Raw genomic sequence first — 14,760 nt, forward strand, 5'->3', positions numbered from 1 at the left:
TCGAATGAAGGTAGCGAAGCGTCGGCAGGGATCCCGGAATTCTCCAGCGACTGTCGAGCGGGCCTCAATTCCCTGACCTTGTAGCGGAAAAATCGCCTGCTAGATTTCGCACGAGGAACGAACCGAGGAACGAGTTTTCCCGTTTCGGGCGACAGTTCACACCGCTTCCCGCGAGGCCCCGGCGGATCTTCGGAAGGAGCCGTACCACGTGAATGACACCGTGGAGCACGAGGCGCCCGCGGACCCCGGCCACGGGCCGGTGGGCTTCCGCATCCTGGGCCCGGTCGAGGTGCACGATCCGCGGACCGGCGAGCGCGCCGTGCCGTCGGGCCCGAAGCAGAGCGCTCTGCTCGGCGCTCTCGCGGCCCGGCCCGGCCAACTGCTCGCCGTCGACCGGCTCGTCGACGAGCTGTGGGGCGACACACCGCCCGCCGCCCCGGCCAACGCCCTCCAGGCTCACGTGGCGCGGCTGCGTCGGCTGCTGCCCGGCGGCGGCGAACCCGAGTGGATCACGACCCGCCCGCCCGGCTACCTGCTGTGGCTGGGCCGGGCCACCACCGACGCCCAGTGCTTCCACCGGCTCGCCGCCGAGGGCCGGGCCGCGGCCGCCGCCGAACCGGCGCTGGCCGTCACCGTGCTGCGTCGGGCGCTGGCGCTGTGGCGTGGCCCGGCACTGGAGGGAAGCGTGCGCGGCGCCATCTGTGCCGCGGAGGCGGACCGGCTCGAGGAACAGCGGCTGACCGTCCTGGAGGTCCTGTACGAGGCGAGCCTGCGCAGCGGCCCTGCCGAGCACGTCGTGTTCGAGCTGGAACGGCTGGCCGCCGAGCACCCCGTGCGCGAGCGCTTCCACGACCTGCTGATGGTCGCGCTGTGCCGGGCCGGCCGGCCCACCGAGGCCCTCGGCGTGTACGAGCGAGCCTGCCGCCGGCTGGCCGACGGGCTCGGGGTCGGACCGGGCCCGGCACTGCGCTCGCGGATGGAGGCGATCCTGCACCAGGCTCCGCTGACCGCCATGGAGTTCTCCGCCCCGCCGGCCGCCTTCGGAGCGGACGGGGCACTGCTCGACCTCGGGAGCGAGCTGGCCCGGCTGCGCTCCCGCGTCGACACCCTGACCCAGCAGCAGGAGGACCTGCTGCGCCACATCCACCGGCTCGCGGGCGGGCCCACTCTCGTGTGACGGGCCGGGCGGCCCCGGCACCCCCGTCGGCCCGGTACGGACCACCTCACACGGGTCGCCCGCTCGGGCGTCCAGGGTGCTCGCGGGGGCCGCGGGCGGTTCGCGGACACCGAATTCCCCGCCCGTCCCGGCCGCACATCCGGCCGGTCACACCGCGATTCCCCTCACGAGTTCAAGTCGTTTTCCGGCGGGACCGGATTGCGGCATGAGCGTTCTGCGAGCGGTTGACAATCACTCTTCGACCGCCGTGGAAAACAGGAGTGCCCACCGAATAAATAGGGGTCCCCCGATACCGGGAAACGCCCTAGCCTGACCGAAGCGTCCCCTCTACTCGCAAGGGATTTCACGTGGACGAGATCGTCAATGCCCTGCTCGCCGAGGGCGTGGCGTCAGCCGATGTCGCGGCCCTGCCACTGCCCGAGTCGTACCGGGGCAGCGTGGTGCGCCGCGACGAGACGGACATGTTCGAGGGAATGGCCTCCGCGGACAAGGACCCCCGCAAGTCCCTGCGCCTGCAGGAAGTGCCCACCCCGGAGCCCGGTCCCGGGGAGGCGCTGATCGCGGTGATGGCGAGCGCCGTCAACTACAACACCGTGTGGAGCTCCATCTTCGAACCGCTGCCCACCTTCGGGTTCCTGGAGCGCTACGGGCGCCTCAGCGAACTCACCCGGCGCCACGACCTTCCGTACCACGTGCTGGGATCGGACCTGGCCGGTGTCGTGCTGCGCACCGGTCCCGGGGTGAACCGCTGGAAGGCCGGCGACCGGGTCGTCGCGCACTGCCTGTCCGTGGAGCTGGAGTCCGCCGACGGACACGGCGACACGATGCTCGACCCCGAGCAGCGCATCTGGGGCTTCGAGACCAACTTCGGCGGCCTGGCGGAACTGGCGCTCGTCAAGTCCAACCAGCTGATGCCCAAGCCCGAGCACCTGACCTGGGAGGAGGCCGCGAGCCCGGGCCTGGTCAACTCGACGGCCTACCGGCAGCTGGTCTCCCGCAACGGTGCGGGCATGAAGCAGGGCGACAACGTCCTGATCTGGGGCGCGAGCGGCGGCCTCGGCTCCTACGCCACCCAGCTCGCCCTGGCCGGCGGCGCGAACCCGGTCTGCGTCGTCTCCAGCGACAAGAAGGCGGAGATCTGCCGGAAGATGGGCGCGACCGCGATCATCGACCGCGACGCCGAGGGCTACAGGTTCTGGAAGGACGAGCACAACCAGGACCCGCGCGAGTGGAAGCGCTTCGGCAAGCGCATCCGTGAGCTGACCGGCGGCGAGGACGTGGACATCGTCTTCGAGCACCCGGGCCGTGAGACCTTCGGCGCGAGCGTGTACGTGACCCGCAAGGGCGGCACCATCGTCACCTGCGCCTCGACCTCCGGTTTCCGGCACGAGTACGACAACCGCTACCTGTGGATGTCGCTCAAGCGGATCATCGGCTCGCACTTCGCCAACTACCGCGAGGCGTGGGAGGCCAACCGCCTCGTGGTCAAGGGCAGGATCCACCCGACGCTCTCCAAGGTCTACTCCCTGGAGGACACCGGCCAGGCCGCGTACGACGTGCACCGCAACCTCCACCAGGGCAAGGTCGGCGTCCTCGCCCTCGCCCCGCACGAGGGGCTCGGCGTGCGAGACGAGGAACTGCGCGAGCAACACATCGACGCCATCAACCGGTTCCGTACCCGGAAAGACTGAGGAAGCCCACCATGCCCCCTGCACCGATCACCGCTGTCGTCGGCCTCGGCAGCCTCGGCGAGAGCCTGCTGCGGCTGGCCCTGGCCGCCGGGCACGAGGTCGTCGCCGTCGACACGGACCTCGACGTGCTGGCCCGCGCCGCCCGCAGGGCCAAGACCGCCGTGCCCGACGGCACGGGCCGCGTCGTCCTCACCGACGACCTCGCGGAGGTGCGCCGGGCCGCTCTCGTCGTCGAGGCCGTGACCGAGGACCTCGGCGTCAAGACGGAGGTCCTGCGGCAACTCGCGGCAGCCGCCCCCCGAGCCACCCTGGTGACCACCTCCGCCGAACTCCCCCTGGCCCGGCTCGCGATCGCCTCGGGCCTGCCCGCCAACGTGGCCGGACTGCGCTTCCTGGTCCCGCCGGGTCCGGGCGGGACAGCCGAACCGGTGCACACCGCCCTGACCTCGCCGGAGACGGCGGCGGCCGTCGACGCGCTGGTTGTCTCCCTCGGCCTGACCCCGGTGGTCCTGGGCGCCCGCCCGGCCGCCGACGCCACCGCCCTGGTGCTGGCCCACCTCAACCAGGCCGTCGCCTTCCTCGACCAGGGCCACGCCTCCCGCGACGACATCGACACCGCGATGCGGCTGGGCTGCGGGCTGCCGCAGGGCCCGCTGCAACTCCTCGACACCATCGGCCTGGACACCGTGCACGCCGCGCTGACACGGCTGTGGGAGCGCACCGGCGACACCTCCTTCGAGCCCGCCGCGCTGCTGACCCGCACGATCGGCGCCGGGCTGCTCGGCCGCAAGACCGGCGAGGGCTTCCACCGCTACGACGACGAAGGCCGGGCGCTGCGCACGGTCGCGGACACCCCCGGCAACGCCGCCGTCCGGCCGGTGCGAACGGTCGGCATCCTCGGCTCCGGCGCGATGGCCCGAGGCATAGCGGAGGTCACCGCCGCTGCCGGGTACCCCACGGTGCTCGTCGCCCGCGGCGAGGAGAAGGCGGCGGCCGCGCTGACGGCCGTCGGGGCCTCGCTGAAGCGCTCCGTCGAGCGCGGCCGGACCACCGCCGAGGCCCGGGACGCCGCCCTGGCGCGGCTCACGGGGGCCACCGGCGTCGGTGCCCTGGCCGAGTGCGATCTGATCGTCGAGGCCGCGGCGGAGGACGAGCGGGTCAAGCGGGAACTGTTCGCCGCACTTGGCCGTACGGCCAAGCCTGGCGCGCTGCTGGCGACCACCACCTCCAGCCTGTCGGTCGCGGACTGCGCCGACGCCTCCGGCCGTCCGGCCGACGTCATCGGTCTGCACTTCTTCAACCCGGCCCCGGTGATGAGGCTCGTCGAGATCACACGGACCTCGGAGACCTCCGACACCGCGGCGGCGACCGCCCGGGCCTTCACCGAGGCCCTCGGCAAGACCTCCGTCGCCTGCCCGGAACGGGCCGGCTTCATCGTGAACGCCCTGCTCTTCCCGTACCTCGGCGCGGCCGTCAACCTGCTCGACCGCCATGGCACCGACATCGAGGAGACCGACGCGGCGGTCCAGCGGGGATTCGGCTTCCCCATGGGACCGTTCGCCCTGCTCGACACGATCGGCCTCGACGTGTCCCTCGCGATCCAGCAGCGGCTGCACGAACAGCTGCGCTCCCCCGAACACGTCCCGGCTCCTCTGCTGGCCGGCCTGGTCTCCACCGGTGCGCTCGGCCGCAAGAACCGCAGGGGGTTCCGTACGACCGTCCGGCGCGACTGACCGGAACGCCGGTCATCCCCCGGCCGCCGGGGCACGGCAGCCGCTGCCGTCCCCCGCGCCGTCGGCGGCCCGCCACAGGGCCGTGAGGCCGGCCCGGGAGCCCACGTCAAGCTTGCGGTAGACGCGGGTCAGGTGCTGTTCGACGGTGCTCGGGGTGACGAACAGGCGGGCCGCGACGGCCCGGTTGGTGAAGCCCTCCGCCACCAGCCCCACGACCCGGCGCTCGGCGCGGCTGAGCAGGGCCACGGGGTTCCCGTTTCCGGCCCGGGCGGCCGCGCGGGGAGTGGGCGCCGCTCTGCCGGGTCCCGTCAGGCCGTGCGACAGGGCCGCCCCGTGCGCGCCCGTGTGACGGTCGAGCGGCCCGGCGCCGCCCCTCGCTCCGGCTGTGTCCGCCGGGTCCGCCGGATTCTCCACGCCGGACGCCCCTCAGCCACGTCGGCCCAGCAGGACGAGTGCCTCGTCCACGGTGAGCCTGTCGTCACGCACCGCGTCGAGCAGCACGTCGAGTTCGGTGATGTGCTGGGCAGCGGCGGCCGGCTCCGCCGGGACCGGCGCGGCCCCGGTGCGTGTGGCGATGTGGGCGGCCAGCTCGGCGAGGTTGGGGTGGTCGTGGAGCGTGACGGCGAGCTCCCGCAGTCCGAAGGTGCGGTTGAGGACGCTGACGAGCTCGGTGCCGATGACCGAGTCCACGCCGAGCAGCGGGAAGGACGCGGTCGGGTCGATCTCCCGGGGGTCGCAGCACAGGATCGCCGCCAGCTGCTCGCGCAGGATTCCGAGGACCGCGCCCCCGTCGGCAAAGGCGCGGGTCGCAGCAGGCGGGCGGGACTCCCCGTACGGGGCCGCCTGGGCGTCGGTGGCGGGCGGCGTGCCGGTCCGTGCCGCCGCGGGGACCGGGCCCGCCCCGTCGGTCCGGCCCGGTTCCCGGGCGAGCCGGCGGGCGAAGGCACCAGGGGACGGGTGGTCGTAGAGCTCGGTGGGCAGGAGCTGGAGCCCGTACCGCGCGTTGAGGACGGCGACGAACTCGACGGTCAGCAGTGAATCGAAGCCGAGGGACTGGAACGTCTGCTCCGCGTCGAGCTTCTCCGGCGGTACGCCCAGGACGTCGGCGAGGACGGCGAGGACATCCGGCAGGAGGTCGCCAGGGGAAACCGTTCGGTCACTGGTCATCGGAGCCTTCTCCTGGGTGTCGGCGGTGCGCCCCTGCCCGTACGGCCGCCTGATGCGGATGCCCGGGAATCCGCCCCGTGCGCCGGTGCCCGGCGGCACCGGGCTCGGCAGCGCGGGGCCGTTCACGCGCCGCCGGATCGCGGTGCGGTTCATGTCCGTTCACGGGCTGTCCCGGTACCGGCGTGGGCGGGACTCCCGTCGGCGCGTTCCGTCCCGGTACCGGCGTGGACCGGACTCCCGCCGGCGCGCTCCGTCCTGTTCCCGCGTCCCGGTTCCTTCCGGGACGGCAGGCACGGGGCATGGGTTCAGCCCACCCGGGCGAGCCGGTCGTCCGCGTTCTCGGCCGCCTCGACGACGCTCTCGGGACCGGCCATGAGGATGGCGCGCTGCAGTCGGCGTACGGCGGCGGAGGGCTCCAGGCCCAACTCGCGCACGAGGGTGCCGCGCAGTCGCTGGTAGACGTCGAGGGCCTCGCCGCGGCGGCCGGAACGGTGCAGGGCGAGCATGAACTGCCCGTGCAGGTTCTCGTGCGTGCGGTAGCGGCTGGCCAGGACGGTGAGTTCGGCGAGCAGCTCGCGGTGGCGGCCCAGCCGCAGGTCGGCGTCTATGCGCTGGTCGAGCGCACAGAGCCGGGTCTCCTCCAGCCGCCGGGTCTCCATGTCGAGCTGCACCCCGCCCTGTACGTCGGCGAAGGCGGGACCGGACCACAGGGACAGCGCCTCGCGCAGCAGCCGGGCCGCACCCGGGAAGTCGCCCGAGTCCATCGCCCGGTACCCCATGCCGGCGAGCCGGTCGAACTCGCGGACGTCGGTGGTGCCGCCGCCGCTGTCGAGCAGGTAGCCGCCCGGCAGCGTCACGAGCACGTCCTTCGCGGTACGCCGCCCGGCGGGATTCTCCTCTCCGCCGGACTCGGCCTGTTCCAGGGCGGAGGCGATGAGGACCCGCAGCTGCAGCACGTACGTCTGCAGGGTGGTCCGGGCGCTGCGCGGCGGTGCGCCCGCCCACAGTTCCTCGATCAGCGCCGACACCGGGACGACCTGGTCGGCATGGAGCGCCAGCAACGCCAGCACCTGCCGTGGTTTCGGGGCCGTCGGCGTGATGGAGACTCCTTGCTCCCGCACCGCCAGTGCGCCCAGTACTTCGATGTCCACGCGTACTCCCCTGTCCGCAGATGAAGCCTGGCTCAGTAAAAAACAGGACGCGCGGTTTGTCAATACAAAACCGCCCGCGCTGTTTTAAAAGTAGTACTCGCCACCCCTCGAGGACCGGCGGGAAGGTGGACAGACCCGGCGCAGATCCTGGCGGGGGCGGCCTGTGCGGCACCCGGGCCGGTACCGGGCGGCGGGGCCCCGGCGTCGGCGGCCACGATCCGGGTGCACCTCCGGAGCCTTCGCCGCCCTCGCCGGTGGACGGTCCGGTGCGGCCGGCCCCGGCGCACCGCTGCCCGCCCCCTCCGCGCGGGCAGCCGGGACACAAGCGGCCTATGGGGATCGCGTCCCCTCGACCTCGATGTCACGGAGCGAGCCCCGCGGCACCAGCGTCGGCAGCAGCAGCCGCCAGAACCTCCCGACCGTGGCCGTCGAAAGCCACTCCGCGTCCCGCACGCCGAGCACTTCGAAGCCCACGGTCGCGGCCACCACAGCGGTCACCACATCCTCCTCCGCCACCTCCGGGCGCAGCTCGCCCTCGGCCTTGGCGTGCTTCACCGCCTCCGCGACCCAGCACCGCCAGTGCTCCCGCAGATCGACGTGGACCGGGCGGGCCGACTCGCCTCCCAGCGCGAGACCCGCCCGCAGCACCACATCGCCGCGCAGCGCGCCCGCGAGGCCCTGGGTCGCGTCGACCAGGAGCTGCACACGGCTCGCTCCGACAGGGACACAGGCGTCGGTGACGGCTTGCAGGCTGATCAGCGCCTTCTCTTCGACGGCACCGGCGAGGGCGATCTTGTTGTCGAAGTGGAAGTGCAGCGCCCCGTTACTGACCCCGGCCAGGGAGGTGATCACCGAGAGCGACGCCGCGGAGAAGCCCTCCCGGTCGAACACTTCGGCCGCGGACCGGATCAGGGTTTCGCGCGTACGCGTCGCGCGCTCCTGTTTGACCATGACTGCTCCGTCACTGCAGAGGGGGCCCGCGCCCACCGAGGGGCAGGCCGGAAGGGTTGCTGCGGGGCTCCACGAGGGGAGGCGGGCAGGGCGTCACTCGGGCGCCTTGACCCGCCACGCCCCGGCCCTTCCCTGGTGAGCCTCGTGCGACTATAACAAACCGCTCGCGCGGTTTCCATTGCGCGGACACGGCCATCTCGGTCGGAAGCGGGGCGACGTGATCCGACGGGAGCCCCGGCCAGGGCTTCGTCGCCCGCATGCCGTCCTCGACCGCAGCGCGGCCGCGCTACGCACACCACCCTCGGACCGATCGGGTCAACTGCGGGGAAGCCGCCCTCCGTCGACCTGACCGAACGGTCGAAGCCGTGGACACGGCTTCGACCGTGGACACGGCTTCGACCGCCGCCCTCACGGCCCCGCGGGGCGGGGGCCGCCCGCCGAACGCTCCGTCCTGCGCCCCCTGTCGCCAGGCGCCAGGGTCCGGACATCGACGGCCTCGGCCGGCGAGCCCGTGGCGTACAGCCCGTCGGGAACGGTGTCCCGGTCGTGCGGCAGCAGCCAGAACAGCCGTCGCCTGAAAGTGCCCGAGAGCCGCGAGGGCTTGGCCTCCGGCCCCAGCAGCGCGTACCCGACCAGCCGTCCGTCACGGCGGTAGGCGGGCCTCGCGCACCGGGTCGGCAACCGGTCCAGGCTCTGCCGGACGTAGTCGAGCCGGCTGGTGTCCTCGAGCCAGACGAGGCCCACCTCGTGGACGATCTCGTCGTCTGCGATGAGGGCGCTCATCCTGTCTCCTCGTTCGCGAGCCGGCCCTGAGACTGGCACCAGCTGCTGGAGGACGCGTGGAGCCACAAATCCTGGATGCCGCAGGTCCGGCAGACCCGCACCAGTGCCGTGCCGAGGTGGTCGGACCCCGCGCGGCCCTCCCATGAGGGCGCCCCGCCCGACGCCCGGGGAGAACCGGCGTGCCCCGCCCGGGGGCCCGTGAGCTCCGCCGGGCACGGCTCGCGGTTCACCGGCGGCGGGACGCAGCTCCGTCCGCACCCGCCCACGAAGCGACTCGCCGGGCGGACGGAGGCGGCGCACCGCTTGAGAAACGCTCGCGAAGTGGTGGAGGGCCATCGCGACAGGCACAGCCCGAGCCCGGAAAAGGACGATATCCACCCCGGGAGGGCGGGCGCCCCTCCGCCGCCCCGACCGTCACCGCGGGCAGGTCTCCGCACATCAGGGAGTCGGGCGCGATGACCGGCAGCCGAAATCGAGGGATTCATGAAGGGCATGTCGCGACTCGTAGAAAATATACCGGTTGGTATGTATCTTCACTGACTGAGGCGACGTCACACGTTCGAACCAACACACCTCAGGGGGAAACATGTCCACCGGCACTTTCCGTTCAGCCGACGCAACCTGCCCCGCGAGCCACGCGACGACCGCTCTCCGCTTTCCGTCGCTCACCACGACGGTGCCCAAGGAATTCGTCCACCGCGCGAGCGTCGCCGAGGTGATGCTGACCGACTGGGAGCGCACGGGCGAGGACCGCTTCTCCGTCTCCGCCCAATGGCCCCGCGGCCACAGCTTCTTCACCGCGGTGAACGGCCACCACGACCCGCTCATATCCGCCGAGACCATCCGCCAGGCCGGCGCCCTCCTGGCCCACGCCGAGTACGGCGTCCCTCTCGGCCACAGCTTCCTGATGTGGTCGCTGGAGTTCGCGGTGTGTCCGGAAGACCTCTTGGTCGGCGACGCACCGGCCTCGTTGGACATCGAGATCGCCTGCGCCGACATCAAGCGCCGCGGGCGTTCCGTCGCCGGGTTCCGCTACGACGCGGTGGTCCGTCGCAACGGCCGGATCGCCGCGACCGGCTCCGCCGACTTCACCTGCGTGTCCTCCGAGGTCTACACACGCATGCGCGCCGGGCGGCTGGCCTCCGGCCGCCCGCGGCTCCCTCTCACCGCCCCCACGGCCCCGCAGACCGTCGGGCGGATCTCACCCACGGACGTCGTACTGTCGCCGACCGGCGAACCGGACCGCTGGCAACTGCGGGTGGACACCCGCCACCCCGTGCTCTTCGACCACCCGGTCGACCACGTTCCCGGCATGATGCTGCTCGAAGCGGCCCGCCAGGCAACAGCCGCGACCCTGGGCCGCCCGGCCCTCGCCCTCGACGTGAGCAGCACATTCGCGCGGTACGCGGAACTGGACGCGCCCTGCCTCATCACCGCCCGCCGCGTGCCGGGCAAGAACGGCGGGGAGTCCGTCCTCGTGACCGGGCACCAGGAGGACGAGCCCGTGTTCAGCGCCACCGTGACCGTGGCCGCGCAGCACCTCGGGTAGAGCGGGCACGGCCCTCCGGCCCCGCCGTGCGGCACGGGGTCCGTGCTCGGAGCCGGAGGACCACCCCGAGACCGGACCCGTGCGTCACGGCGGGGCCGGAGGGCCGTGCCCGGCCGGAGCTCAGCCCCTCCATCCGTAGCGGGACCGGGTCACGGCCCGGCCGGGCCGCCATGACGGCCCGGGGCTCCCGGGTCGGCCGGGGAACCCTCGCGTCGTTTCACATGTCGGTCAGGTGGAGCCGGAAAGCTGCGCCGAGCACCGTTAGCTGTAATATACAAACTGGACGGTTTTTTACTGACTCCATGGGACTCACCGCGCGAAAGAGGCGAAAGTGGTCAAGCAGGACCGGGCACTCCGTACACGGCAGGCGATCCTCTCCGCGGCAGCCGAGGTCTTCGAGGAGCGCGGCTACCAGATGGCGACGATCAGCAAGATCCTCACCACTGCGGGAGTGACCAAGGGAGCCCTGTACTTCCACTTCCCGTCCAAGGAGCACCTGGCCCAGGGGGTCCTCCACGAGCAGGACCAGCTGCTGCCCGTCCCCTCACGCTCCTACAAGATCCAGGAACTCGTGGACACGGTGATGCTGCACGCCTACCGGCTGCAGACCGAGCCGATGGTCCGCGCCGGCGTTCGGCTCTCGCTCGACCAGCAGGCCCACGGCCTCGACCGCAGCGGCCCGTTCGCACACTGGACCGAGGTCGTCGGAGTACTCCTCGACGAGGCCCTGGCCAGAAGGGAGTTGCTCCCCCACGTCGTGTCATCCGAGGCCGCCAGCGTCCTGGTGGGGGCCTTCGCCGGCGTCCAGGCCATGTCCCAGGCCGTGAGCGACTACAAGGACCTGCTGGCGCGGGTCTCCAGCCTGCTGGCGTACGTCCTGCCCAGCGTGGCGGTCCCCTCCGTCCTGGCCGCCGTCGACCTCACCCAGGATCGCGGCGAGACGATCGCCGCCGAACTACGCCAAGGGGCGGGCGTCTTGGACCTGGCGGTCGGCTGACAACCCTGCTCGGCCGCGCCCACCGGATCGCCTTCGCTGGAGCGCGTGCCGTCCCCCAGGCACACCTCCGTGTCAGGCACCGCGGCGTCCCGGCGCGGAGGGTGCTGGCCCTTGGCCGTTCGGACACCTCGGTCCCGCTTCCGCGAGGAGGATCCTGATCCCCGCCCCGCCTCGGCCGGTTCGCAGGCGGGGAGCATCCCCACGGGCCGACCGCACAGCACTTTTCCCCTCCTGGGCGGCTTCTGCCGTGCAGCGGTCCAGGCCGCCCCATCACGGATCGAAAATATACCGGTTGGGCTTTTCTTTGCCAACGTCCGAACAGTTCTTTACGAATCAACCAACCAGATCTCGGCCTCCGCTGACAGTCCGGTTCAGCGGACAAGCAGTTCCGGCGAGGACACCGGCGAGGGCCACCACGCCCCGGCAGGCCCTGCCGCCCGTCGTCGCGGCGGGCAACTGGGCCTGGGGCGCCCAGGTCGGGGGCCGGCCGCTCGGGGGGCACCCGAGGCCTGCGGGGCTCGCAGAGCGCCGCGCAGGCCACCAGCAGCAGTGGCGGGCGGACAGGCCGCGCTGGTGCCGGAGACCGGCGCGGGACCGGCCGGTCCCGCCGGGGGCTCCGCGCAGCGGCCCAGGGCCGGACGGTACGGGCACCGGACGGCAGCTCTCGAGTCAGTAGCTGCGGGAAAGACGCAGTTCGGAGGCCATGCCGGCTTCCGAAAGCGACCGAAGCGACCCAAGGTCGGGCACAAGGTTCTCCAAACGTCCCGCGGGAGTGGGCAAACCTCGGGGGCGGACCTCCCCGCTCATGCCCTGAGAGGAAAACAGCTACCGGGATTGGCGTCAAGCGACCCGGGCTTTTCAGTAGCTGACTCGGGCCCTCAAGTAATTGCGCAGGTCAGAGCCGTTTTCGTCCGGAGACAGCGACTGAAGCTACTGAGTCCCTCTATATATGACGCACACGCGCATACGGGAACCCTTCATATACCCGGAAGCTCCGTCGCTTGAGTCGCTGAGAAGCAACAGTGCCACTCCTGACCTGGGGTTTTCCCTCACGCGACGAAAGCTACCGAATGCATTCCGGGTCGCTTGTCCTCGGTCGCTGCTCCAGCCCGGTGTTCTGCCGCGGTTCCTCCGAGCCGGTTGCACGCGGCTGGGTCACTTGGGTCGCTGCAGGCTTCTCCCCCAGGAGAGTTGCGCGCACCGGGGCAGCAGTGGTTGGCTCGGCATGATTTTGACAGACCGGACGGTTTTTTTTCTGTAGGATCCCGAAATGGGGTGATCAACCTTCGATAGTGTTCACGTCATCGATGAGTCGCTTCGGTCGCTGGTGGGGGAAGAGCATGACCGGTGAACTGCGTTTTCCGCGCAGCGACTTAAGACAGCCATGCCCTTGCCCCCTGTCCCTCGGCGGTCGTCCCGCCCCGGATCAGTGGGGAACGGAGCCGGACCAGCGGCTTCCCTCGTCACCTGTGCCCCGGTTCGGATCGGCCCTTTCTCAGGTGAGGACAGCCGTTCACGGCTGCCTTCCAAGCATCGGCTACCAGCTCCTGCGGGGCTCCAGGGGAGACGTATGACTGTCGGTCCCGACGACAAACTTTTCGACGCCCGGGCGGCGGCCTCCCAGATCCTGGCCCATGTCTCCGACTCCTCCCTGCGGGAAGCGGAACCCGGGACGTTCACAGGGCATGTCAGCGCGACCGGTCTGCTGCCCGACACCCTCAGCGACCGCGGTAACGCCAAGCTCTTCGCCAGGTTCTACTCCCACGGCTACCGGCACGTGCCCGGCCTCGGCTGGTACCGGTGGGAGACCACCCGCTGGCAGGCCGACGAGGACGACACGGTGCTGTGGGCCGCGGGCGACCTGGCGGAGAACATCGCGGTCACCGACCCGCGGGGCACGTACACGGACACTGCCATGCGGCAGCACCGCCGCCGCGCCCTCAGTACGGGTGGCATGAACGCGATGCTGGCGCAGGCGAAGTCCGCCCCGGGCATGGTCCTCAACGCCGCGGCCCTGGACGCCGATCCCTACGCCCTGTGCACCCCGGCGGGCATCGTGGACCTGCGCAGCGGTGCTGTCCGGCCGGCCGTCCCGGACAAGGACTTCCACTCGCGTTCCACCACCGTCAGTCCCCGGGCCATGCCCACCCCCCGCTGGCTCCGGTTCCTCACCGACACCTTCGGTGAGGGCGCGGAGGGCACGGAGATGATCGATTTCCTCCAGGTGCTGCTGGGTTACTCGATCACCGGCGACGTGGGCGGGCAGGTCATGCCGTTCCTCTTCGGCTCCGGCAAGAACGGAAAATCGGTTCTGTTGGACGTGCTCCTGAAGCTCCTGGGCGACTACGCCGACGCTGCGCCCCCCGGGTTCCTGATGGCCCGGCCGTACGAGGGCCACCCCACGGACCTGGCCGAACTGCACGGAAGGCGCGTCATCGTCTGCAACGAGGTGAAGCCGGGCGACCGCTTCGACGAGGCCCGGGTCAAACTCCTGACGGGCGGCGACCGCATCAAGGCCCGCCGGATGCGGCAGGACTTCTTCAGCTTCGAGCCGACGCACAAGCTCTGGCTGCTGGGCAACCACCGGCCCGAGGTCGGCACCGGCGGCTTCGCCTTCTGGCGCCGTATCCGCCTGCTCCCCTTCGAGAGGGTGGTCTCCGACGACCGGAAGATCGACAACCTGGCTGACCTGCTCGTCACGGAGGAAGGACCCGGAATCCTCAACTGGCTCATCGACGGCTCCCGCTGCTACCTCGACTGCGGCAGAGACCTCACAGGCCCCGAGCGCGTCCGCATCGCCACCAACGCGTATGCGGAGACGGAGGACCACACCGGCCGCTTCTTCGAGGAATGCTGTCTGCTCAACCCCGATTCCCGGGCGGAGCAGGCCGGCCTCTACGCCGCCTATCGGCGCTGGTGCCAGAATGAAGGCGCACCCGCCGTCTCCTCCCGGGCGTTCGCCGCACGGGCGCGCGAGCTCGTCGGACTGGCTTCGCCCAAGGAGATGATCCTGTCCAACTCCCGCAAGTACTACCCAGGCATCGGCATAGTGGTGCTCGCGGACGAGGAGACCACATGAGCTCCCTCATCACCGACGAGGAGATCCGAGACGAACACGAACTCGTCTGGCTCGAGAACGTCGAGGAACTCGACTACGTCCGTCAGAGCCTGGACCGTCTCCCGACCCGGCGGGGCAAGCCCGCCTACCACCGCGACGGCCGGATGATCGGCTACGCCCAGCTCAGCCCGCAGGCCAAGGCGTCCCGTTCCTCGGGCACGTTCCGCCGACGCGTCTTCTGGCTGCTCCCTCACGACCGCGACAACGATCCCGAGGGCCTGTACGCGACGGGCGCCCCGGCCGAAGCGGTGGACCCCCGTACCCTCATGCCCGGCGCCAAGGGCAGTAAGACCCAGCGTTCCAAGGGCTCCGGTGCCTCCCGGCTGGTCACGTAGGGACAGAAACGCTCCCGGCCCCCTGTGGGGGCCGGGAGCGCACCGTGGTCCGGAGCCGTTGCGGCCGCGGTGGCCGGCCCCTTCACCGTCGGCCCGTCCTCTGGAGGG

12 protein-coding genes are annotated in these 14,760 nt (G+C 71.4%); 7 read left to right on the top strand and 5 right to left on the bottom strand.

Annotated features, from left to right (window positions below):
- The first annotated feature begins 208 nt into the window (after nt 1–208).
- From ACIRJR_RS34500 to ACIRJR_RS34510, 3 genes are all read left to right on the top strand, one after another.
- Nucleotides 209–1,177 carry a BTAD domain-containing putative transcriptional regulator gene (locus tag ACIRJR_RS34500; protein ID WP_403788261.1) on the top strand — a complete coding sequence of 323 codons (969 nt, stop codon included), beginning with the start codon at nt 209–211 and terminating at the stop codon, nt 1,175–1,177.
- Between the two features lie 347 nt (nt 1,178–1,524).
- Nucleotides 1,525–2,868: a crotonyl-CoA carboxylase/reductase gene (gene ccrA / locus ACIRJR_RS34505; protein ID WP_403788263.1), complete on the top strand. Its 1,344-nt coding sequence runs from the start codon at nt 1,525–1,527 to the stop codon at nt 2,866–2,868.
- Between the two features lie 11 nt (nt 2,869–2,879).
- Entirely contained in the window at nt 2,880–4,601 is a 1,722-nt protein-coding gene (locus ACIRJR_RS34510; RefSeq protein ID WP_403788265.1) for a 3-hydroxyacyl-CoA dehydrogenase family protein, read from the top strand.
- 12 nt (nt 4,602–4,613) lie between these two features.
- Here ACIRJR_RS34510 and ACIRJR_RS34515 read toward each other — a convergent pair whose 3' ends face one another.
- From ACIRJR_RS34515 to ACIRJR_RS34535, 5 genes are all read right to left on the bottom strand, one after another.
- Nucleotides 4,614–5,015: a helix-turn-helix transcriptional regulator gene (locus ACIRJR_RS34515; protein WP_403788267.1), complete on the bottom strand. Its 402-nt coding sequence runs from the start codon at nt 5,013–5,015 to the stop codon at nt 4,614–4,616.
- A 12-nt stretch (nt 5,016–5,027) separates the two neighbouring features.
- On the bottom strand, nt 5,028–5,768 hold the full coding sequence (locus ACIRJR_RS34520) for an acyl carrier protein (RefSeq protein ID WP_403788269.1): 741 nt from the start codon (nt 5,766–5,768) through the stop codon (nt 5,028–5,030).
- 305 nt (nt 5,769–6,073) lie between these two features.
- Nucleotides 6,074–6,919 carry a BTAD domain-containing putative transcriptional regulator gene (locus ACIRJR_RS34525; protein ID WP_403788271.1) on the bottom strand — a complete coding sequence of 282 codons (846 nt, stop codon included), beginning with the start codon at nt 6,917–6,919 and terminating at the stop codon, nt 6,074–6,076.
- Between the two features lie 330 nt (nt 6,920–7,249).
- Complete coding sequence (locus ACIRJR_RS34530) at nt 7,250–7,870, bottom strand: ScbR family autoregulator-binding transcription factor (RefSeq protein WP_403788273.1); 621 nt, start codon at nt 7,868–7,870, stop codon at nt 7,250–7,252.
- Between the two features lie 408 nt (nt 7,871–8,278).
- On the bottom strand, nt 8,279–8,653 hold the full coding sequence (locus ACIRJR_RS34535; protein ID WP_403788275.1) for a DUF6009 family protein: 375 nt from the start codon (nt 8,651–8,653) through the stop codon (nt 8,279–8,281).
- Between the two features lie 586 nt (nt 8,654–9,239).
- Here ACIRJR_RS34535 and ACIRJR_RS34540 point away from each other — a divergent pair.
- The 4 genes from ACIRJR_RS34540 to ACIRJR_RS34555 all read left to right on the top strand — a co-directional run bounded on the left by ACIRJR_RS34540 (nt 9,240) and on the right by ACIRJR_RS34555 (nt 14,652).
- On the top strand, nt 9,240–10,202 hold the full coding sequence (locus ACIRJR_RS34540; RefSeq protein ID WP_403788277.1) for a ScbA/BarX family gamma-butyrolactone biosynthesis protein: 963 nt from the start codon (nt 9,240–9,242) through the stop codon (nt 10,200–10,202).
- A gap of 331 nt (nt 10,203–10,533) precedes the next feature.
- Nucleotides 10,534–11,199, top strand: coding sequence for a ScbR family autoregulator-binding transcription factor (locus tag ACIRJR_RS34545; protein WP_403788279.1), 666 nt, complete (start codon nt 10,534–10,536; stop codon nt 11,197–11,199).
- A gap of 1,570 nt (nt 11,200–12,769) precedes the next feature.
- Nucleotides 12,770–14,278: a phage/plasmid primase, P4 family gene (locus tag ACIRJR_RS34550; protein ID WP_403788281.1), complete on the top strand. Its 1,509-nt coding sequence runs from the start codon at nt 12,770–12,772 to the stop codon at nt 14,276–14,278.
- A complete protein-coding gene (locus ACIRJR_RS34555; RefSeq protein ID WP_403788283.1) occupies nt 14,275–14,652 on the top strand; it encodes a DUF6009 family protein in 378 nt (125 codons plus the stop codon). Before ACIRJR_RS34550 ends, ACIRJR_RS34555 begins: the two co-directional genes overlap by 4 nt.
- Nucleotides 14,653–14,760: the final 108 nt, after the last annotated feature.

This window comes from Streptomyces sp. NPDC102402, assembly GCF_044765765.1.
Taxonomy (GTDB): domain Bacteria; phylum Actinomycetota; class Actinomycetes; order Streptomycetales; family Streptomycetaceae; genus Streptomyces.

Coding starts and splice junctions, on each gene's coding strand:
- ACIRJR_RS34510 (WP_403788265.1), top strand. CDS start 2,880: ATGCCCCCTGCACCGATCACCGCTGTCGTCGGCCTCGGCAGCCTCGGC.
- ACIRJR_RS34520 (WP_403788269.1), bottom strand. CDS start 5,768: ATGACCAGTGACCGAACGGTTTCCCCTGGCGACCTCCTGCCGGATGTC.
- ACIRJR_RS34530 (WP_403788273.1), bottom strand. CDS start 7,870: ATGGTCAAACAGGAGCGCGCGACGCGTACGCGCGAAACCCTGATCCGG.
- ACIRJR_RS34535 (WP_403788275.1), bottom strand. CDS start 8,653: ATGAGCGCCCTCATCGCAGACGACGAGATCGTCCACGAGGTGGGCCTC.
- ACIRJR_RS34540 (WP_403788277.1), top strand. CDS start 9,240: ATGTCCACCGGCACTTTCCGTTCAGCCGACGCAACCTGCCCCGCGAGC.
- ACIRJR_RS34550 (WP_403788281.1), top strand. CDS start 12,770: ATGACTGTCGGTCCCGACGACAAACTTTTCGACGCCCGGGCGGCGGCC.
- ACIRJR_RS34555 (WP_403788283.1), top strand. CDS start 14,275: ATGAGCTCCCTCATCACCGACGAGGAGATCCGAGACGAACACGAACTC.